At 38.9% G+C, this 21292-nt stretch carries 16 protein-coding genes; 11 read left to right on the top strand and 5 right to left on the bottom strand.

What is annotated here, in order from left to right; translation table 11 throughout:
- Positions 1 to 49: 49 nt before the first annotated feature.
- The 4 genes from hutI to FN756_RS02820 form a co-directional block, all read right to left on the bottom strand.
- Positions 50 to 1288, bottom strand: a complete 1239-nt coding sequence (gene hutI / locus FN756_RS02835; RefSeq protein ID WP_142601271.1) for an imidazolonepropionase — start codon at positions 1286 to 1288, stop codon at positions 50 to 52.
- A 29-nt stretch (positions 1289 to 1317) separates the two neighbouring features.
- The gene (locus FN756_RS02830) at positions 1318 to 2088 is read right to left on the bottom strand and encodes an exodeoxyribonuclease III (protein ID WP_142601269.1); all 771 of its coding nucleotides are present in this window, start codon (positions 2086 to 2088) and stop codon (positions 1318 to 1320) included.
- Between the two features lie 93 nt (positions 2089 to 2181).
- Positions 2182 to 2919, bottom strand: coding sequence for a peptidylprolyl isomerase (locus FN756_RS02825; RefSeq protein ID WP_394344408.1), 738 nt, complete (start codon positions 2917 to 2919; stop codon positions 2182 to 2184).
- Positions 2920 to 2924: 5 nt separating this feature from the next.
- Positions 2925 to 3263, bottom strand: coding sequence for a hypothetical protein (locus FN756_RS02820; RefSeq protein ID WP_142601268.1), 339 nt, complete (start codon positions 3261 to 3263; stop codon positions 2925 to 2927).
- A gap of 252 nt (positions 3264 to 3515) precedes the next feature.
- Between FN756_RS02820 and FN756_RS02815 the strand changes: the two genes are divergently transcribed.
- The 4 genes from FN756_RS02815 to FN756_RS02800 all read left to right on the top strand — a co-directional run bounded on the left by FN756_RS02815 (position 3516) and on the right by FN756_RS02800 (position 6461).
- A complete protein-coding gene (locus FN756_RS02815) occupies positions 3516 to 4013 on the top strand; it encodes a DinB family protein (RefSeq protein ID WP_142601266.1) in 498 nt (165 codons plus the stop codon).
- A 169-nt stretch (positions 4014 to 4182) separates the two neighbouring features.
- Complete coding sequence (gene dinB / locus FN756_RS02810; protein ID WP_142601264.1) at positions 4183 to 5301, top strand: DNA polymerase IV; 1119 nt, start codon at positions 4183 to 4185, stop codon at positions 5299 to 5301.
- Positions 5302 to 5389: 88 nt separating this feature from the next.
- Positions 5390 to 5665, top strand: coding sequence for a DUF4242 domain-containing protein (locus FN756_RS02805; protein ID WP_142601263.1), 276 nt, complete (start codon positions 5390 to 5392; stop codon positions 5663 to 5665).
- A 202-nt stretch (positions 5666 to 5867) separates the two neighbouring features.
- Entirely contained in the window at positions 5868 to 6461 is a 594-nt protein-coding gene (locus FN756_RS02800) for a DUF6249 domain-containing protein (RefSeq protein ID WP_142601261.1), read from the top strand.
- On the opposite strand, the gene FN756_RS02795 is transcribed toward FN756_RS02800, so the two are convergent.
- Positions 6451 to 7353, bottom strand: coding sequence for a LysR family transcriptional regulator (locus FN756_RS02795; protein WP_142601259.1), 903 nt, complete (start codon positions 7351 to 7353; stop codon positions 6451 to 6453). The genes FN756_RS02800 and FN756_RS02795 overlap by 11 nt on opposite strands.
- A gap of 101 nt (positions 7354 to 7454) precedes the next feature.
- Between FN756_RS02795 and FN756_RS02790 the strand changes: the two genes are divergently transcribed.
- The 7 genes from FN756_RS02790 (at position 7455) to FN756_RS02760 (ending at position 21115) form a co-directional block, all read left to right on the top strand.
- The gene (locus FN756_RS02790) at positions 7455 to 9455 is read left to right on the top strand and encodes a urocanate hydratase (protein ID WP_142601258.1); all 2001 of its coding nucleotides are present in this window, start codon (positions 7455 to 7457) and stop codon (positions 9453 to 9455) included.
- A gap of 488 nt (positions 9456 to 9943) precedes the next feature.
- Positions 9944 to 13090: a SusC/RagA family TonB-linked outer membrane protein gene (locus FN756_RS02785; protein ID WP_142601255.1), complete on the top strand. Its 3147-nt coding sequence runs from the start codon at positions 9944 to 9946 to the stop codon at positions 13088 to 13090.
- Between the two features lie 45 nt (positions 13091 to 13135).
- Positions 13136 to 14911: a RagB/SusD family nutrient uptake outer membrane protein gene (locus tag FN756_RS02780; protein ID WP_142601253.1), complete on the top strand. Its 1776-nt coding sequence runs from the start codon at positions 13136 to 13138 to the stop codon at positions 14909 to 14911.
- A gap of 94 nt (positions 14912 to 15005) precedes the next feature.
- On the top strand, positions 15006 to 15971 hold the full coding sequence (locus FN756_RS02775; RefSeq protein WP_142601252.1) for a glycoside hydrolase family 18 protein: 966 nt from the start codon (positions 15006 to 15008) through the stop codon (positions 15969 to 15971).
- Positions 15972 to 16057: 86 nt separating this feature from the next.
- On the top strand, positions 16058 to 18256 hold the full coding sequence (locus FN756_RS02770; RefSeq protein ID WP_142601251.1) for a right-handed parallel beta-helix repeat-containing protein: 2199 nt from the start codon (positions 16058 to 16060) through the stop codon (positions 18254 to 18256).
- Positions 18257 to 18345: 89 nt separating this feature from the next.
- Positions 18346 to 18696 carry a hypothetical protein gene (locus FN756_RS02765; RefSeq protein ID WP_142601249.1) on the top strand — a complete coding sequence of 117 codons (351 nt, stop codon included), beginning with the start codon at positions 18346 to 18348 and terminating at the stop codon, positions 18694 to 18696.
- A 127-nt stretch (positions 18697 to 18823) separates the two neighbouring features.
- Positions 18824 to 21115 (top strand): TonB-dependent receptor, encoded by a 2292-nt coding sequence (locus tag FN756_RS02760; RefSeq protein ID WP_142601247.1) that lies wholly within the window; start codon positions 18824 to 18826, stop codon positions 21113 to 21115.
- The last annotated feature ends 177 nt before the right edge of the window (positions 21116 to 21292 follow it).

Here is a 21292-nt window from a genome sequence, read left to right as displayed (position 1 = left end):
CAGTGTTATTTTTTAGTCATCCTGAGCGGAATCGAAGGTTTTTTCTAAGCTATACTTTTTTACCATTAATAAACACATTCTCTACCAAATTGGAGCCAAAAGCATACGGCAAATAGGCTAATGAAGGTATTTCTTTGGTTAGAATGAGGTTAGCTTGTTTCCCAACTGTAATGCTGCCATGAGTTGCCGCTAAATCCATAGCGTATGCCCCATTTAAAGTAGCAGCATTGATTGCTTCGGTCGGAAGCATTTTCATGCGGATACAAGCCAGCGCAACTGCCAAATTCATGTTGCCGGTTGGTGTTGTGCCGGGGTTAAAATCGGATGCTAAGGCTACACCCAGCCCTGCGTTGATCATTCCACGAGCATCGGCAAATGGGATGTTGATAAACAATGAGCAAGAGGGAAGTAAAGTCGGCATGGTTTCAGAACCTTTTAAAGATTTAATTACCGCATCATCGGTTACTTCCAAATGATCAACCGATAAAGCACCTTTTTTAATGCAGGCTTCAGTTGCGCCGCTGCTCGTGAATTGATTGGCGTGAATTTTAGCTTTTAGTCCATATTTTGCACCTGCATCAATAATGCGTTCGGTCTCAGCAATAGAAAAATAACCCTGCTCACAAAAAGCATCGATATAGTCCGCTAACCCTTCGTCGGCGATTGTTGGTAAAAGTTGATTGATTAATAAATCGATATAACCTCCGTGATTCTGTTTGAATTCCTGAGGGAAAGCGTGGGCGCCAAGAAAAGTGGCCTTTACAGGGAGAGGATAGTTTTCTTTTAACCTGCGGATTACACGAAGCATTTTTAGTTCAGCTTCGTAACTTAATCCGTAACCGCTTTTAATTTCAATGGCTCCGGTTCCCAGGCTCATTACCTCCTCCAAACGCTTGGCTGCACTTTCGTAAAGTGCATCTTCCGAGGTATTTGCTAGTTTACGCGCGGAGTTTAGGATCCCTCCTCCTGCTGCCGCAATTTCTTCATAGGTTTTGCCTTGAATCTTCATCACAAATTCCTCTTCACGGGGAGCTGCGAAAACAAGATGGGTATGTGAATCACACCAAGCGGGAAGCATAAACTTTCCGGAAGCATCAATAGTATCTTTTGTAGTTAGATGAAAATCATCAGTTGAGGAATTCATCGACCCAAAATCAATAATCTTTCCATCTTGAACCTTTAGCCATGCATTTTTAATAGTTTGCATTTCAGTCATTTCGGCTCCTTGTAAACGTGATTTGCCAGCCGGAAGTATGCCACAAAGTTCTTTTATGTTGATGAACAGCATTGTTAATACAGATTATAGGTTACCCTAATTTATTCAATTTCCAGAAGAATCGGGCAGTGGTCTGAATGTAATGCATCAGGCAAAATGGCAGCTCTTTTTAAACGATGCTCCAATTCTTTTGTGGCCAAATGATAGTCGATACGCCAGCCCAGGTTTTTTGCTCTTGCATTAGCCCGGAAACTCCACCAAGTATAATTGTGCGGCTCTTGATTAAAATGACGGAAGGTGTCAATAAAGCCGCTTTCGATGAAGTTTTCCATCCACAGGCGTTCTTCTGGAAGAAACCCTGAAGATTTTGCATTCGATTTCGGGTTGTGAATATCAATTGGGCGATGACAAATATTGTAATCTCCGCAGATAATCAGTTTAGGGAAGCGTGCTCTTAGTTGAGTAGCATAATCCATAAAGAAGTCCATGAATTCAAATTTCACGCCCTGACGATCTTCACCGCTAGAACCTGAAGGAACGTATAAGCTCATTACCGAAAAATCAGCAAAATCAGCGCGCACCATTCGGCCTTCATGATCATACTGTTCATGACCGCAACCAAATTCGACTGTTACAGGCTGATGTCTTGAAAGCAGGGCCACGCCGCTATACCCCTTTTTTTGTGCAGGATACCAGTATTGATACTTATAACCCATATCTTCCAGTAATTTAAGCTCATCTGTAATGTTTTCAGGCTGAGCTTTAATTTCTTGCAAGCAAACAATGTCGGCATCAGTAGCCTGAAGCCAGGCTAGCCAGCCTTTGTTCATTGCCGATCGAATACCGTTAACGTTATAAGATATAATTTTCATGTGTTAATAATCGTATTGAGATATGGATATTGTGTATTGAGAATGGTTGTTTGATATTAAAGAATCTCAAATCTCAGTACATAAATCGCATATCTATTTTTGTTTTTTTAAATGTTTTTCGAGCTTTTTCGTTTCTTTTTTGGTCAACAACTCAACTTTCATTCGAATATCCTGAGCCGGTCTGTCATTGCCATCCGTTTTTGCAGCAGCAATTTTATCAACCAAATCAATACCTTCTATAACTTCTCCGTAAACTGTATAGTTTTGATCAAGATGAGGAGCTCCGCCGATGGTTTTGTAAACTTCACGCTGTGCAGCAGGAATTTTACGGCCTTTTAAACGGGTTTGTTCCAGCTTGTCCAATTGTTCGTCGGTAAACACTTTTCCCTGAACAATATAGAACTGGCATCCACTTGAAGCTTTTTCCGGATTGTCATCACGTGCAGCAGCCAAGACACCTTTTTTATGAAACAAACTATCGCGAAATTCAGCCGGAATTTTATACCCCATATCTCCATCTCCTAATTGAACACCAGTAGCGGCATGTTTTGAATCAGGATCGCCACCCTGTATCATAAAGTTCTTAATAACACGGTGAAATAGTAAACTGTCATAAAAATGCTGCCCGGTCAGTTTGATGAAATTATCGCGATGTAAGGGAGTTTCATTGTACAAGCGGATGACACAGCTGCCCGAATCGGTGCGGAGTTTTACATACCTGTTTTTTTCTTTCTTTTGAGCAAAAGCAGATGTTAATGATAAAACCGTGAAAATTAATAATAAGCTGATTTGTTTCATGTGGTGGTACTCGTCTTTATTCTTGTTTCTCATCTAAATTAAATCTGCTCAAAATAATCAATGATCAATGATTTCATAACCATTTCTTGTTCAAGCAAGGTGTAATTTGGAATTTGTTTTACCAGTTTCCAATGCGGCCAACCATCCTGATCAAGTCCAACAAGTTCATAAAAGCCCATCTCGCTAAATAAACGACAAGTTGCAATGTGCATTAACTCTTCTTTCTGGCGTTTTGAAAACTTGCGCGGACCTTGCCCCAGTTCTTGTACCCCGATCAGGAATAGAATTACTTTAATATCGGGTTTTTCGCTGTCAAAATCTTTGGCGATTTGCGCTTGCAATTTTGCCCACTTCTCATTTATTTCACTCGGAGTCATTTTTTTAAGGGTTTATAGACCAGTAGAGGCGACTATAAAATCGTGTTATCTCTATTAAAATCTGCAACGTTCAATATTTCTTGCGAAGATATTCATTCCAGCAGATATTTAGAGAAGTGTTCATGCTATAGTGGTGGCACGACTTTAAGTCGCGCCACCACTATAGTCAAAAATATTTTTTCGTAACTTAAGCTCATACTGAAATCTTGTTAATCAGTTATGCCTAACGCATCACATTTAAAACCTAATAAAATGTCAATGATTCAAATGCTCTTAAAGGAGTTGGAGCAGGAAGCTCAAACAACTCGTAAAATGTTGTCGCGTGTGCCTAATGATAAATACGATTGGAAGCCACACGAAAAAAGCATGACCATAAAACAACTGGCAACGCATATAGCTGAACTGCCGGGTTGGATAACCATGACCCTTACTACTGATGAACTTGATTTTGCAGCTACCCCCTATACTCCGGAAAATATAACCAATACCACACAACTGGTTGATTATTTTGAAAAATGCTTAGCAGATGGGAAAACTCATTTATCGAAGGCAACTGATGATCAATTACAGCCGAACTGGACCTTGCGTAATGGCGAGCAAATACTCAGCGTTTCAACAAAAGGAGAAGTAATTCGCATGGTTTTTAGTCAAATTGTGCATCACAGAGCACAGTTAGGAGTATATCTTCGCTTGCTGAATATTCCTATTCCCGGCAGCTATGGGCCTAGCGCTGATGAAATGAATTTTTAACGTCCTATGAAAGGGTTGTCTGAAAAGTTTTAACCTCGTCCCACTGAGCGTAGTCGAAAGGGCTGTACTATTAAGAACAACTATTTCGACTCCGTTCAGCATGACTTAAAGAGGTTGAGTCGACTTTTGAGTCGGTATTTTTTATTTTATAATTTTGTGAGTTGCTGAAATGAACAAAGTGCCGGACCCCAATAAAACTCAGCGTAAAATCATTCACATTGATATGGATGCTTTTTATGCTTCCGTTGAGCAACGTGATAATCCTGAATACAGGGGTAAGCCAATTGTAGTTGGCGGATCGCCTCAAGGCCGGGGCGGAGTGGTGGCAACAGCGAGTTATGAGGCCCGTAAGTTTGGAATCCGATCGGCTATGTCTTCTAAGAAAGCCATGCAACTTTGTCCACATGTTATTTTTGTACGGCCCAGATTTGCTGCCTATAAAGAGGTATCTGTAAAAATCAGGGAAATATTTCAGCGCTATACTGATTTAATTGAACCGCTGTCGTTAGATGAAGCCTATTTAGATGTTACCAATGATAAACTTAATATTGGTTCGGCAATTGAAATTGCGCAACAGATAAAACAGGCTATTAAAGATGAACTTCAGCTAACGGCCTCTGCTGGTGTTTCCATCAATAAGTTTGTTGCAAAGATTGCTTCGGATATTAATAAGCCCGATGGCTTGAAATTTATTGGTCCCTCCAACATCGAAGCATTTATGGAACAATTGCCCGTGGAAAAGTTTTTTGGCGTAGGAAGAGTGACGGCCGAAAAAATGAAGCGTATGCAGTTGTATACTGGTGCCGATCTTAAAAAACTTACTGAAGCTCAACTTGTATTGCATTTCGGTAAAGTAGGCAAGTTTTATTATAAAATTGTTAGAGGGGTGGATGATAGAGAAGTGCAGCCACATCGTGAAACCAAATCGGTAGGAGCCGAAGATACTTTTGCTTACGATTTAACCGAACCGGACGAGATGAATGTGGCACTGGATAAGATTGCGGTAATCGTTTGTGATCGCCTGCATCGTTATCAGCTAAAAGGAAGAACGGTTACCTTGAAAATCAAATACAGCGATTTTAAACAAATTACCCGTAATCATTCATTCGGATATGGTATAGCTGACTTGAAAACCATCTCTCAAACAGCTAAAGAACTTTTGTTAAAAACCGAACCGGCGGATAAAAAGATCCGATTGTTAGGTATTACACTCTCCAACTTTGGCGAAATAGTTCACCCTCTCAATAAGCAAAATAACTCCAGTCAGTTGGAACTTTTTCAGGAATAGCTATGACAAGAACAGTTTGATTTAATGCTTTGTATATGAAAATTTTCATTATATTGACTAACACTCAATTATAAAACAAGGAGGTAATATGCCAAAGTTTGTTATTGAAAGAGAAATCCCAAACGTTGGAAATCTTTCAAAAGTTGAATTGGAAGGTATATCACAAAAATCATGTGATGTATTGCGTTCCATGGGCCCCGAAATTCAATGGGTTCATAGTTATGTTACAGGCGATAAAATTTATTGCGTGTACATCGCCCCGGATGAAGCCACTGTTCGAAAACATGCTGAGCTAGGCGGTTTTCCTGCTAATAAAGTTTCCAAAGTCGCTACAATTATTGACCCGACAACAGCGGAAGTATAGTTTTATAAAAGAAATACAATATAAAAAGGTGGTAAGAATTGATTCTTGTCACCTTTTTTTTAAAATAATGAATGGTGCAGCGAAATATTTATAGAAACAATAAAATTTTTAGAAAGCGAGCTCCGTAGGTAATATTCATTTTCTAGGGCTAACACCTATACCCAAATCTATCTGCATGTTGTTTTTTAGTATATTCAGGTAAATGATGTTATTGACAATTGAAACATGGTATAAAAGCACCGAGGGTATTATTCAGTTAATCGGAATTGCTATTGCATTTTTAGCGTTATATATACCCTTTATTAATTATGTAATAGGGTTAAGGAAAAAAAACGAAGATAACCGATTCGCAATTTATCATAAATTAATTGAAGAATTTGCAGGTGCGGATAAGGCGCCAAAATTAGATAGGCAAATTGCAATTGTTTTTGAATTGGGTAGATTCCCTGAATACTATCCGGTTTCAAGAAGGATATTGGTCGATTGGAAAGCATTGTACCTGAATAAAAGTAATCGAGATCATAAAAGACTTGAAAAAGAAATTGATCTAACAATTAGTAATATGGATAGTTACAAAAGTAGCCGGGCTCTTAAATGGGGTCTTCTGATTATTGGTGTAGGTATTGGTTTGTTATCGGCTTTAATACTAACCCAACGCACATTTGTTGGAATTGATGAAGTCAGTCAGTTGGCCATTTGGTTTGCAATGATCCTTATTTGTGGAGGAATTGGCTTGATTGTATTTTATTGGATTGAAAAACCGGAAAAAAATGCTAAAGGTCAAGTTATCCAGTGACTTTATGTCTTTTAATCAACAACTCCACCACATTTGTCAACGCAGGATTTCTGTTTGATTCTTTCCAAATAACATACAACTCCGTTTTTTGCGGAATATAACTCAGTTCAACAAACTTAACTTTTAAGTCGTACCCGTATTGAAGCCCTGTTGGTACGATGGCGATTCCAAGGCCCTCTTCAACTAATTTATAAATGGTTAATGCATTTGCCGATTTATGAAAAACCTGTGGTCGAAATCCATGGTCTTCGCATATGCCCATGATCAGGTCATGGTAAAAAGGACTGTCTTCGCTGGAGAAAAAAATGAATGGCTCTGAACTCAGGGATTTTATCGTCTCATAACTCGGGTTGGTTAAAGGATGGTCCATCGGCAACACCAATGAAAAGGTATCCTGATGAATGAGATGCTTGGAAATGCCTTCAGCAAATTGCTGCATGCGCACAAATCCCATATCCAACTTATTCTTCTCTAATAAATCAATCTGAAGTTTGTTGGGTAGTTCTTCCAGAATTGTCCGTATCCCGGGGTATTCCTTGCTAAGTCTGAAGACTAATTCAGGAATTACTTTTTGAGCCGCAGATCCTAAAAAACCGATTCGAAGTTCGGTTTCCTTGCCCTGAGCAATGTTATCCAGTTGTTGTTTGATGGTATCAAGGTGATTGAAAATATAATCGACTTCATTTTTTAAATAAATACCAGCAGGCGTTAATTCAACCTTTTTTTTGGTCCTGTCAAATAAGCTAACATTAAATAGTTCCTCCATCTGTTTGATCTGGCGGCTGAGTCCCGGCTGTGATATGTACAACCTTTCCGCGGCCTTTCTGAACTTTAATTCTTCGGCCAGCACTTGAAAATATTTCAGGTGCCGCAATTCTATCTGATAACCCATGGTTATTAATTGATGATGTAATTGGTATTTATAGGTATCAAAAGTAGAGTTTATTTTTGTGTAAACTATTTAGTTTTATTCATTTAGGCTATCAATATATTATGAATTTCAAAGAACAAATACTGCAAGGAATTCCAGCTCAATTGCCGGAACGAAAACCGTATAATATTGCTATTAGTCATGCACCTGTACGAAAACAAGTGCTGAGTAAGGAAGAGAAGAAGCTTGCATTGCGAAATGCATTAAGATATTTTCCGGAGCATTGGCATAAAGAACTAGCTGCCGATTTTTTGGATGAGCTGGAGACTTATGGTCGCATTTATATGTATCGTTTTATGCCCGACTATGCCATGCATGCCCGTCCGATTCATGAGTATCCTTTTAACAGTATTCATGCTGCATCCATAATGCTGATGATTCAGAACAATCTTGACCCTGCTATTGCGCAACACCCGCATGAGTTAATTACCTATGGCGGCAATGGTGCGGTATTTCAGAATTGGGCACAATACCTGTTGACAATGCAGTACCTGGCAACGATGACCGATGAGCAGACGCTGAATATTTACAGCGGACATCCACAGGGTTTATTTCCTTCTGGAGCGTCAGCACCACGCGTTGTGGTGACTAATGGAATGATGATCCCCAATTATTCTTCTCCGGATGATCTTGAAAAATATAATGCCTTAGGTGTTACCCAATACGGTCAAATGACGGCGGGCTCTTACATGTACATTGGCCCGCAAGGGATTGTGCACGGAACCACCATTACTGTTATGAATGCTTTCCGTAAAAAGCTTGGACAAGATTCGAATACCAAAGGGAAAATTTTCCTTACAGCCGGCTTGGGAGGAATGAGTGGAGCTCAACCCAAAGCAGGCAATATTGCCGGCTGTATTACGATATGCGCAGAGATAAATCCGGCGGCCGCCACAAAGCGCCATGAGCAAGGTTGGGTAGATGAGCTTATTGATGATATGGATATGTTGGTAAACCGGGTAAAAGCGGCAAAGGTGCAACAGGAAACGGTTTCGCTCGCTTACATTGGCAATATTGTGGATGTTTGGGAGCGATTTTATCAGGATGAAATTTTTGTTGAAATCGGATCTGATCAAACCTCCCTGCATAATCCATGGTCGGGAGGGTATTATCCTGTTGGTTTCAGTTATGAAGAGTCAAATCAAATGATAGCTGCCCAGCCTGAGCTTTTTAAAGAAAAAGTACAGGAATCACTTAGAAGACATGCGGCAGCAATCAACAGGCATTGCGCAAAAGGAACCTATTTTTTTGATTATGGTAATGCTTTTTTACTGGAATGCAGCAGAGCCGGCGCGGATGTTATGGCCGAAAATGGCATTGATTTTAAATACCCTTCGTATGTAGAAGATATCCTCGGGCCGATGTGTTTCGACTATGGTTTTGGTCCGTTCAGGTGGGTGTGTACATCAGGCAATCCCAACGATTTGCGCACTACCGATCGAATTGCCCGAGAAGTTTTAGAAGAAATCAAGGCTGATGCGCCTGTTGAAATACAGCAGCAATTGCAGGATAATATTATCTGGATTACTGATGCGGAAAAAAATAAATTGGTTGTAGGTTCACAAGCCCGGATCCTGTATGCCGATGCTGAAGGCCGCGCGAAGATTGCTTTAAAGTTTAATGAGGCGATACAATCAGGTGTTTTGTCGGCTCCTGTTGTATTAGGGAGAGACCATCATGATGTAAGCGGAACAGATTCTCCTTTTAGAGAAACCAGCAATATTTATGATGGCAGCAGATTTACAGCCGACATGGCTATCCATAATGTTATTGGCGATAGTTTCAGAGGCGCAACATGGGTGTCGATCCATAACGGTGGCGGCGTTGGCTGGGGAGAGGTAATCAATGGTGGATTCGGAATGCTGCTTGATGGTACTGAAGCTGCTTCTTTGAAATTACAAAACATGCTGTTTTTTGATGTAAACAATGGTATAGCCAGAAGAAGTTGGGCTAGAAACAAAGAAGCTCGCTTTGCTATAACAAGAGAAATGGAGAGAACTCCTGCATTAAAGGTTACGATGCCGAATTTAGTCGATGATAATCTGTTGAATGACCTGTTTTAGCTTTTTATAGGCCGGAGTTTTTAATTCCGGCTTATCTTTTTGAATTTACCCCTTTCTGTTTTTATAAATCGTCGCTTTTTCTGTAAATAACAAAAATAGTTCAGTTTTTGTCGCTATGCGTTTTTGCCATTCTTGAATTAATAGTTAAAATTTTAGATAATATTCTTCTTTTGAATCAGGTTATTCTAAAATAATACGCAAAGTAGCTTGATTTCTTATTCTATTAACCCAATTCCTGCCTTTTAAATTAACAAGGCGAGGGAGATAATGAAATTATCCATTAAAAAAGTCGATTAGTCCATTTTTTTATGCTGACCAATTTCAGTACTTGTGCGCCTAATCAGGCGCTGGAATAATTTTACAAATTGTAAACATCAAGCTTTGATTTAATCTAATTGTTAAAATTTGGTTAATTTCTTTGCAAAGATTGTATACTTCTTTTAAAGTACATTTTTAGTGTCTTTTAAATTTTTTTAAAAAATAATTCTATGAAATTTAAAGCTTTACTAATTTTTTATTGTTTGATGTTAGCTTTTAGGGGGTATGCCCAGCAAGCTGATAAAATAACAGTTACAGGAAAGGTGGCCGATGTACAAGGTATTCCTTTGCCTGGTGCAAGTGTGACCGTAAAAGGTACCCAGATCGGAACCAGTACCGATGCTGATGGTAAATTTAAGATTCAGGTTTCTTCTTCAAAAGATGTACTGGTATTTAGAATGATTGGTTTCGATGACCGTATGGTAACTGTTGCAGAAAACAGACTTCTGAATATCACATTAAAAGAAAACGCTAAGACACTTCAAGAAGTGGTTGTGGTGGGTTACGGTACTCAAAAGAAAGCAAACCTTACCGGTGCTGTTGCTAGAGTGGATGCTAAGGTTTTAGAGAATCGTCCAATTACAAGAGTTTCTCAAGGTTTACAAGGTGCTATCGGTAACTTAAACATTACTACCAATACCAATGGAGGTACACCAAACACCACTCAATCTATTAACATTCGAGGCTTTACAGGTTTTAACTCATTAGGATCTCCTTTGATTGTAATTGATGGAATTGCAGCAAACATGAGTTTGTTCAATAACCTTAATCCTAATGACATTGAAAGTATCAGTGTGCTAAAAGATCTTGCTTCTGCAGCTATTTATGGTGTGGATGGTGTTAACGGTGTTATTTTGGTTACCACCAAGTCAGGTAAAAAAGAGGGTAAACCAAAGATTTCTTATAGCAATGTTTCAGATTATTCACAAATGATGAATATGCCACATCTGGCAAACTCATTACAATGGGCAGAGGTATACAACGATGCGAATAAAAATGCAGGCAATGGCGATTATTATCCTGCCGAGCAAATGCAGCGTATTAAAGATTATATGGATGGTAAGTTAACAACCGAAACTCAACCCAACTCAACTAATAATGGTTGGACAAGCGGAAATGGGAATAACGATTGGTTTGGTGTAATGTTTAAAGATTATGCTATTAATAAGCAACATAACTTGAGTTTGTCAGGTGGAGGGGCTAACACTACCTATTTCTTAGGCTTGGGCTATAATGATAAAAAAGGTATGTTCCGCTATGGTAATGATGAATATAAGCGTTATAATCTTCGTGCCAATCTTACATCAGATGTGACTGATTGGTTAAAAGTTTCATTACGTTCTTCATATACTCGTTCAAATTATGATACTCCATACGGATATGCTGGATTAACAGGAGGTGGATTGTCTGCCTATTTGCATAATGCGGCACGTTTATTTCCAGGAACTGCCCTTTATTTACCGAATGGATATTTTAATACCGCGGGTAGTTTAGTGGCGTTAATGGCTTACGGAGGTAGATCATATAATGACGGTGATGAAACACAATTAAATGGAGAATTTACCTTAAAGCCATTAAAAGGCTGGGAGATTACTGGTAATTATACTTTGTTTTCAAACAATGGTAATTCGATTTCTAACGGTTCTACTATTTCTGTTCCAAATCCGGACGGTAGTATGGCGATAACCGGAGAAAATCCAAATAGTGTTTCTCGTTCATTTACAAATAGCTACACCAATCAAGTGAATTTATATAGCACGTATGAAAAAGAAGTTGCTGGAAATAATTTTAAATTGACTGGTGGTTATACTTCTCGTTACTATCATTTATTATCGATGAATGGTTCTAATAAGAACCTTTATACAGATAATCTTCCTTCATTAGCACTTACTTATGCCTCTACTCCTTCTTTGACGGATAATCTTGATTCTTATGGTATTGCAGGTTTCTTTGGTCGCTTCAACTATAATTTCAAAAGTAAGTATTTAATTGAGTTTAATGGCCGCTATGATGCTACCTCAAAATTCATTTATAATAAATGGCAGTTTTATCCGGGTGTTTCAGCAGGTTATGTGATATCGGAGGAGAATTTCTGGAAACCTGTTTCAAAGTATGTAAACAATTTCAAACTAAGAGCTTCTTACGGTAAATCAGGTGATCAAAATAATGTTGCAAACAATTTCTTCTTTTATCCTTCTTTACCAACAACTAAAGCAACTGCGTCCAATTGGTATTTTGGTTCAGCAACACAGGCTTATGTTTCGCAAACGGGAGATGTTAACCCTAACATTTCTTGGACAAAACCTGTTATGTTAGACTTTGGGGCAGATCTTGGTTTGTTTAATAATCAACTTGAAATTACCGGGGACTGGTATCAAAGAAAGATTACTGATTTATTGGCTCCAGCAGCGCCACTTCCTTCGGTATTTGGTACATCAGTACAGTCGATCAATGCTGGTGAAATGACTACTAAAGGTTTTGAGGTTGCCGTAAATTGGAAACAACAAATTGGTAAAGATTTTAAATACAGTGTAAAAGGTACTTTAAGTAATTATAAAGGTATTGTTACTAAGTATCCTAATCCTACCAAATCTCTAAGCACGTTGTATGAAGGCCAAGTAATGGGGGAAATTTGGGGATATACTGCCAACCAATTGTATCAAACAGCTGATGAGGTTGCAAAAGCGGTGCCTGCTTCATTCTGGAGCGGTCGTTGGATGCTTGGAGATTTAAATTACCAAGATTTAGATGGTAGCGGTAAAATTGACAATGGCAAAAATACTGCTGATAATCCTGGTGATTTACGAGTTATCGGTAATGAAACGCCACAGTATTTTTATGGCTTATCAACCGATATGCAATATAAAGGTTTTGATTTAATGGTGTTTGTACAGGGTGTTGGCAAAAAAGATGTATTTATTAATTCAAACTATTTCTTTGGTATTGCTAGTGGGGCTCAACCTTTTCAAAACTCTGTATTTACTTCAACATTGAATAGATGGACTCCTGATACTCCAAATGGATACTTGCCTAAGTTCTATTTGAGTGCTGAGAACCAGAAAAACCTTCAAACTTCTACTCGTTACTTGCAAAATGCAGCATATTTACGTTTGAAGACGGTTCAATTAGGTTATACTTTCCCTGAGAAATGGACTAGTAAGCTTAAAATAGACAAGTTCCGAATTTATACCACAGCAGAGAATCTTGCAACGATTACCAAAATGTTTGAAGGAATTGATCCTGAAATTGCAATTGGTACTGGTAAAATTTATCCTTTGCAAAGAAGCTTTACATTTGGTTTAAATGTGACTTTATAATTCAGAAAATACATTAATCTAGGTATTAATCTTAAGTAGATTATAATGAAATTAAATAAACTAATACTTATAGCAGCGGGTCTTTTTATGACGATGACTGCCTGTCAAAAAAATATTCTTGATCTTGCACCTGAAGATAATATCTCAGATGCAGAGTTTTGGAAGACACCTAGTGATCTTCAATTGTATGCTAACAGCTTCTATAATGCTCTTCCATCTTACACAGGTTTTAATACTATTGGTAATTATGGTGATGATGCAGATCAAGGTAGTGATAACATGATTGCGTTTGGTGGTTACAATACTGCTATGAATGGAGAACGCGCAGTTCCGGCAACTGGAGGGGGATGGTCTTGGTCTTCATTACGTAACATTAATTATTTTTTGGAACGTTATAGCAAAGTGAATGCATCTTCAGAGGCTGTGAATCCTTATGTAGGAGAGGCTTATTTCTTTAGGGCTTATTTTTATTTTAATATGCTTAAAACTTTTGGTGATCTTCCTTGGATCAATAAAGTGATGCAAGTTAGTGATTCAACTATGATTTATTCTGCACGATTACCGCGCAATATTATAGCTGACTCGATAATAAATGACCTTGACAAAGCAATCAATTTGTTGCCAACTAAATCAAAGGCGCAAACTATGCGTATTAATAAGGAAATTGCCATGGGGCTGCAATCTCGTATTGCCTTGTATGAAGGTACCTGGGAAAAATACCATGCAGGATCTGTTTTTGGAGTTGTTGGGTCAGATGGCACAAAATATCTTCAAAAAGCAGCCGCCGTTTCAGATGCCTTAATTACTTCAGGTGTTCATCAACTTGATAACGTAGGTGTTGCTGATGGTTATTGGAAATTGTTTAACCAAACTAGTCAGTCTGCCAGCAAAGAAGTAATGTTATGGAGAGCTTATAGTGCAACTGGTACTCCTCAATTAGTTACTAACTGGGCTCGGTATACAATTGCTGGTGCTGCACGTGGTCTTACAAAAAATTTAGTTGATGCATATTTATGTACAGACGGTAAACCTATTTCGGCTAGTTCCTTGTATAAAGGAGATGATTCATTAAAACGAGTGGTGACTAATCGTGACCCTCGTCTCGCTCAAACCATTTATGTGCCGGATAATAAACATTATATTACCCAAGGTAAAACAGGTACAGCAGATCTTGTTTTTACTGTTCCTGCATTTAATAACACTGATAATACAATGAAACCGGCAACTGGTTATCAATTGTATAAGGGTCATAGCCCTGATTATGCTCAACAAAGTGCACAAAATATTGGTACTAATTCTTTGATCATGATGCGTTATGCTGAAGTACTATTGAACTATGCTGAAGCAAAAGCAGAATTAGGCGATATTTCACAAGCAGATTTGGATAAAAGTATCAACAAGCTTCGTCAGCGTGTGGGAATGCCTAATCTTTCAGTTACAGCGATTACTACAGATCCTAAATGGGAGTTCCCAGCATTGTCTCCGATTATCAACGAAGTTCGTCGTGAGCGTCGTGTAGAGCTAGCTTGTGAAGGTTACAGAAAGGATGATATTTTCCGTTGGGCTGCAGCTGATGAGCTAATCGTTGGTTGGAAACCTAAAGGTGCGAAAAGATTGCAGTGGATGACAGATCCAACTGTTAAGACTTTTTTAACTAATGCGGCGTATCCGGTTGATGCAAATGGTTATATTGAGAAGTTTCAGGCTTCTGCTCCTTTAGCAACTGGTTATAAGTTCAGAATTGACCGTGATTATTTATCACCGATTCCAAGTAATGAGATAAACTTAAATCCTAATTTAAAGCAAAATCCTAATTGGTAACGCTCCTGTTCTTTTAATTGTGATTTAATTATTAGCGTGTTGCTTTGTTGATTATTTAACTAAGCAACACGCTTTTTTAATTTAAAATTTATTTATGAAACATTTACAGTTGATAATCATGTGCTTATCAATGCTTCTGGGCTGCAAAAAATCAGAAAATGTTGAAGCGCAATCACGCGAAAAAACTCCGATAACAGAAACTAAAATTATGATTGCCGGTTATTTGCCGAGTTATGGTTTTAATGGCTATGATTTTCAAAACCTTAATTATGTAAATCGTGTATATTATTTTTCAATAGAGCCGGATGTTGTAGGTGGTTTTCAAATGACGGATGTTGATTCAACCAACATTGAGTTTTTAAAAACCAAACTTAGCTCTCAACAAGAATTATTTGTCACTATCGGTGGTTGGGTGAAATCTCAAAACATTCCAACCATGGCGGCTGATCCGGTAAAACGAAGTGCTTATATTTCAAAATTACTTGGTTATTGCCAGCGTAGAAATATAAAAGGCATTGATTTGGATTGGGAAGATTATCCTAACACGGTTAGTCAAAGCAGTTATGTTACTCTTGTTAAGGAATTGGCGGAAGCACTTCGGCCGAAGGGAATTAAATTTAGCGTAGCTCTGGGTGATACAAAGTCTGCTTTTGGACAGCAAGTAAATAATTACGTAGATCAAATTAATTTAATGACCTATGGTAAGCTTGATGCGAACGGAAATCAGTCAACTATGCTTCAATTAACCAATGCCTTATCCTCTTTTGTTGGTACTGGCATTCCAAAGAACAAATTATTGGCAGGGGTTCCTTTTTATGGAAAACGTTCTGCTGACCCTGTTTCCATGAAATATTCTGAAATTGTAAGTGCATCATCTCCTGCAACTACGTTAAATAAATATGATTCTTATAGTTTCAACGGGCGTTCATTTTTGCAAGATAAAACAGCCTTTCTTCGCCAAAACGGATACGGCGGTATTATGGTTTGGGAACTTTCACAGGATGTCTCATCTACTTCTCCGTATTCACTTTTGAAGTGCATTTACGAAAGGAATTATTAAGCGTTGCTCTATAAAACTGAACATATCTAAGATTTATAGTTGTTGTAGGGACCTAAAGAAATTTTTATAAATAAGTTATCTATCTGATGAAGCTGAATCATTTTTTTCTTTTTCTTCTCTTTCTTTTGCCGTGCACGGTTGCCGGACAAAAACAAAAAACGTATTTCGTTTCTGTTAGTGGGAAAGACAGTAATCCAGGAACGCTGGAAAAGCCTTTTGCAACGCTTCAAAAGGCACGCGATGTTGTTAGCTCACAAAGGAAATTACATCAGGATGCTGTAATTACAGTCTTTCTTAGACAAGGATCTTATTTTCTTGCCCAGAGTTTTGTGTTGGATAGTCTGAATTCAGGCACTAAGCAGGCTCCAATCACCTATAGTGCTTATCAAAATGAAAAAGTAAGTATTACAGGAGGCATCACCATTTCGCCCGGTAAAGCGGTACCGGTGACGAATAGAAATGTCTTGTCAAGATTATTGCCAGAAGCTCGAAGTCGCGTGCTGCAGGTGAATTTAAAGGCATTAGGCATAAAAAACTACGGTACTATTCAGCCGAAGGGTTTTGGCAGGGCTTACACTACGACAGCCATGGAGCTTTTTTGTAATAAAGAAGCCATGAAGCCGGCGCGATGGCCAAACGACAGCCTCGTGCCTATTGGCAAGGTAATCGACCCGGGCTCAATACCACGAAACGGTGATTTTTCTCATCGCGGAGGTAAGTTTACGTATAATGTACAAAGGCCGGCTCGTTGGACTAAAGCCACCGATATCTGGATTTCCGGTTTTTTTAAATACGGTTACGCCGATGATGCGGTAAAGATTGGCAATCTCGATACAACCAATAAAACATTGACTACCGTTCAGGAAACCATGTATGGTTTTGAGAGTGGCAAAATATTTCAGCGTTGGTATGCATTTAACTTACTGGAGGAGATTGATGAACCCGGTGAGTATTATATTGATAGAGAGGCCGGCATGCTGTACTTCTTACCTCCAGTCGGTAAGCTGGAAACAATTGAATTGTCGCTTACAGAAGAGCCTTTGGTGGTCATGGAAAATGCCGCTTATGTACAGTTTAAAAATATCATTTTTGAATGCTCCAGAGGCATGGGGGCATATATAGAACGAGGTAGAGCAAATAAGATTGATCATTGCACCTTCCGAAACCTCGGCATGGTTGCTGTTTCACTGGGAAAAGGTATCCAGATGGATGGTTTTCAACATACAGGCACCGGGCAGCCAACCTCAAGAATCATCGGAAATTTGTATGGACATCTTTATGACAACACGACCTTTGATCGCGAAGCTGGTTCGGGGCATGTAATCAGCAACTGTCAGATTTACAATACCGGAGCCGGAGGAATTATTCTGGGTGGAGGCAACAGAGTTACGCTCCAGAGAGGAGATAATCAGGTTGTCAATTGTCGTATTTATAATTTTAACCGTATCGAACGTTCCTACAAGGCAGGTGTGAACATTGATGGCGTGGGTAATGTCATTCGTAATTGCGAAATCTACAATTGCCCCGGCAGTGCCATTCTTCTGCATGGGAACGATCATTTGATTGAATATAATGTTATTCATGATGCTGTTAAAGATGGAGACGATATGGGGGCTATTTATTATGGACGTGATCCCAGTGAATTAGGAAACAAGGTTAAAAACAATTTTTTCCATCATATTGGCAATGAGCATGGGGTGATTATGGCCGTTTACCATGATGATGGGGCTTGTGGTATGGAAGTCACCGGAAATGTGTTTTACAAGGCCGGTTCCAGAAATATCATGATAGGCGGAGGCAACGACAATGTGTATCGTAATAATATTTTTATTGATTGTCCGCTGGCTTTTCATCTCGATAACCGATTAATGGGCTGGGCAAAAGGATTCGTCGCAAAAGACGGCTTGTACGAAAAACGTTTGAAGGCCGTAAATTATCAGCAAGCTCCTTACTCAGAACGATATCCTTCAATCTCTAATTATTTTAAGGATAACCCAGGATTGCCGAAACGAAATTTTATTGAAGGGAATGTTTTCGTTAATGTTAAATCATTACATAATGGTAAACCAGAGTGGTCATATATCGGAAAAAATTTTATTCTGAACAGCGATCCTGGTTTTGTGGATTATGAAAAGATGAACTTCGAACTTTTGCCAACTTCTGAAGTGTACAAGCAGCTGCCCGAATTTGTCAATATTCCTTTTAGCCAAATCGGGGTTCAAAAAGATCAAAATAAAAAGAGTGACGTTTATCGTCAGCCTGTGCGTACTAGAAGGTTACGTTAAAATTATATAAATTGAATATCATGGTTTTTAAAACGTGTTATGCTGGTAAATAGATTAGCAGCATAACACGTTTTGTTTATCTTTGTAGCGTGATACACACTGCAAAGAAAAGAAATTTAAAAACGTGGTTATCCGGTTTACTGTTTGCGGTATTCCTGATAACTCAAATTCCTTTTGCTGCTTTTCACAACCACAGCTTTAAAAATCCCGATCCTTTAGCCAAAGGAAAAACAGAGCAATCAGCAAAGATCAGTGATTCAGATGGAGCTTCGCCTTGTGCGGTTTGTAATTTCCATTTTATTAAAGATTATTCTGTTGAGCAGGAAGCACAACTTTTGGTTCAGTCTGTTGTTTTTAAAAGCTATCTTATTGAGTCGGTTAAAGCAGCCACTGCATTACTAACCCTCCGTCAACTACGCGCCCCTCCCGTTGTAGCATAAGCTCCCTGTTCGGCTATCGCTCTGCCGAAAATCAATTATTCTAATTTCTTACTGTTCATGTAAAGAATCTTGTGGTGGATAAGTTTTCCACTTATGGCTCTGTTGCATTGATTTATATAGATCAAAAATGAAAACAAAATCATTTTTACTCTCACTTATTGTATTTTTTCTAACCTTAAATAAATTGGTAGCAGGCCCCAACCCTGTAACCACGATAACCGGTAAAGTGACCGATAAAACAACCGGTCTGCCCATAGAGGCGGCGGAGGTTAGTATTACCAGTTTGCACATCGGTGTTAATACCAACAGCAAGGGCATGTTCACACTTCCGGATGTTCCTAAAAGTAAGCTCCTCATTACCGTTAGCCGATTGGGTTATAAATCAGTTTCAATGCCCATCGATCTGAATGCTATGAGTATAATCAATTTTGAGATGGAACCAACTACTGTAGAAATCAATGAGGTGGTCGTTACAGGTTCTCCTATACAAGGTCAAAACGTTCGAAATAGTACGGCCATTTCGGTAGTATCGATGAAATCAATTACCAGTAGCGGGGCCACAAATATTGTGGATGCCTTAGGAAACGTTCCGGGCGTATCACAAATAACAACGGGAGGAGCCATCTCTAAGCCTGTTATCAGAGGTCTGAGTTACAACCGGGTAGTTACCTTGAGCAATGATGTAAAGCAGGAAGGTCAGCAATGGGGAGATGAACATGGCATTGAGGTTGATCAATATTCGGCCGGTAAAGTCGAAGTGCTGCGTGGACCTGCCAGTTTGTTTTACGGTTCCGATGCGTTGGGTGGTGTGATTAATATTATTGATCCTGTTACTTCTCCTCCCGGAAGTTTCAAGGGACAGTTCATTACCAATTATTCAACCAACAACGGGCTTACTGCTAATAACCTGCAATTTGAGGGGAATTATCATGGATTTGTATATCGCATGGTGGGCACTTATAAAAATGCCATGTCGTTTGCAACACCTAGCGAACGCGTTTATAACAGTGCTTTCAGAGAGAACAATATTACGGGCATGGTGGGTGTAAATAAATCATGGGGATATGCGCATCTTACCTATTCGCGATTCAATACAGAATTGGGTTTAACGGATGGGCAGCGTGATTCAACGGGTAAATTTGTTGACAATGAAGGAAATACAGTTTCTCATAGTGAATTGGAAAGCCGTTCATTGGCCTTGCCTTTCCAACATATTACGCACAATAAAGTAGCCTTGAATACAAATATTGCCCTTGGAAAGGGATTCATAAAAACTACCTTGGGCTTTCAAAATAATAAACGCATGGAGTTAGAAGACTCTCCTTCTGTTCCATCTTTGTTTTTTGATTTGAGTACTTACACATTGGATAGTAAATACTACTTCCCCGAAATGAACGGTTGGGCCCCGGTAATTGGTATTTCTGGTTCGATTCAGAATAATCGTAATAAAGGAGAGGAAGCGTTGGTTGCCGGCTACGATTCGTATGCGCTGGGAGCTTTTGCATATGCTAAACGTTCTTGGGATAAGCTTACCCTTGATGTCGGACTACGTTTCGATACCCGTAAAATGAATGGGATGGAAGAATATCAGTTTATGGCCTTCAACAATACATTTTCAAATATTTCAGGGTCGACTGGCTTAACCTATCAGCTTACAGATAACTTCCATGCAAAAGCAAACATTGGTCGTGGATTTCGTGCTCCTAATATTGCCGAGCTGAGCGCACAGGGAGTGCATGAGGGAACGTTCCGATATGAGGTTGGGAATCCAGCTCTTAAACAAGAAACTACCCTGCAGTTGGATGGATCATTGGGATGGGATGGTAAATACTTCAGTTCGGAGCTGAATGGGTATTACAACATGATAAATGATTTTATCTATTATCAGAATACAAATAATGAACAAATCGATGTGAATGGCATTCTATACCCGGTTTATCGTTATATACAAGGAAATTCTGTTTTGAAAGGTTTGGAATTCAGCTTTGATGTTCACGCGATAAGTTCATTGCATTTCGAAAATACCTTTGCTCTTACCCGCGGAACAAATACCGATACCAAACAGGATTTGCCGTTTATTCCGCAAGCCAAACTAACCAATGAGCTGCGTTTTAATATCCCGAAGGAGAAAAAATCAGGTTTGACGGGCTCGTACGTTAGCTTGAGCATTGATAACAATTTCAAGCAAACTAAAGTTGATCCTTTTGAAAGCAGTTCTGGTGGATACACTTTGTTAAACGCTGCCTTGGGCACTACCTTTTGCAGTAAATCAGGCCATGAATGGTTCACGATCTACGCAAACGGCCGTAATCTTACGAATAGAAATTATATTGATCATTTAAGCCGCTTCAAAGAAATAGGTATCTCAAATATAGGTCGGAATATTACCTTCGGTATTAATGTGCCCATTTCTAATTAACGCTTCGACTCCGCTTAGTGTGAGGGAAATGAATCACAGGACTAATGCTTTAACTCTGCTCAGTGTGACTGTCAACCTGAGTGGAGTTGAATGTTCCTGTTCAATTGCGGTCAGCCTCAAATTTATTTTTTCTTTCTTTCTTTCTTTCTTTCCCCCAAAACCTAAGCATCATCTTTT

This window comes from Solitalea koreensis, assembly GCF_900182575.1.
Classification (GTDB): Bacteria; Bacteroidota; Bacteroidia; order Sphingobacteriales; family Sphingobacteriaceae; genus Solitalea; species Solitalea koreensis.
The sequence above is the reverse complement of the archived record's forward strand: the minus strand, read 5'-3'. Positions and strand labels throughout refer to the sequence as shown.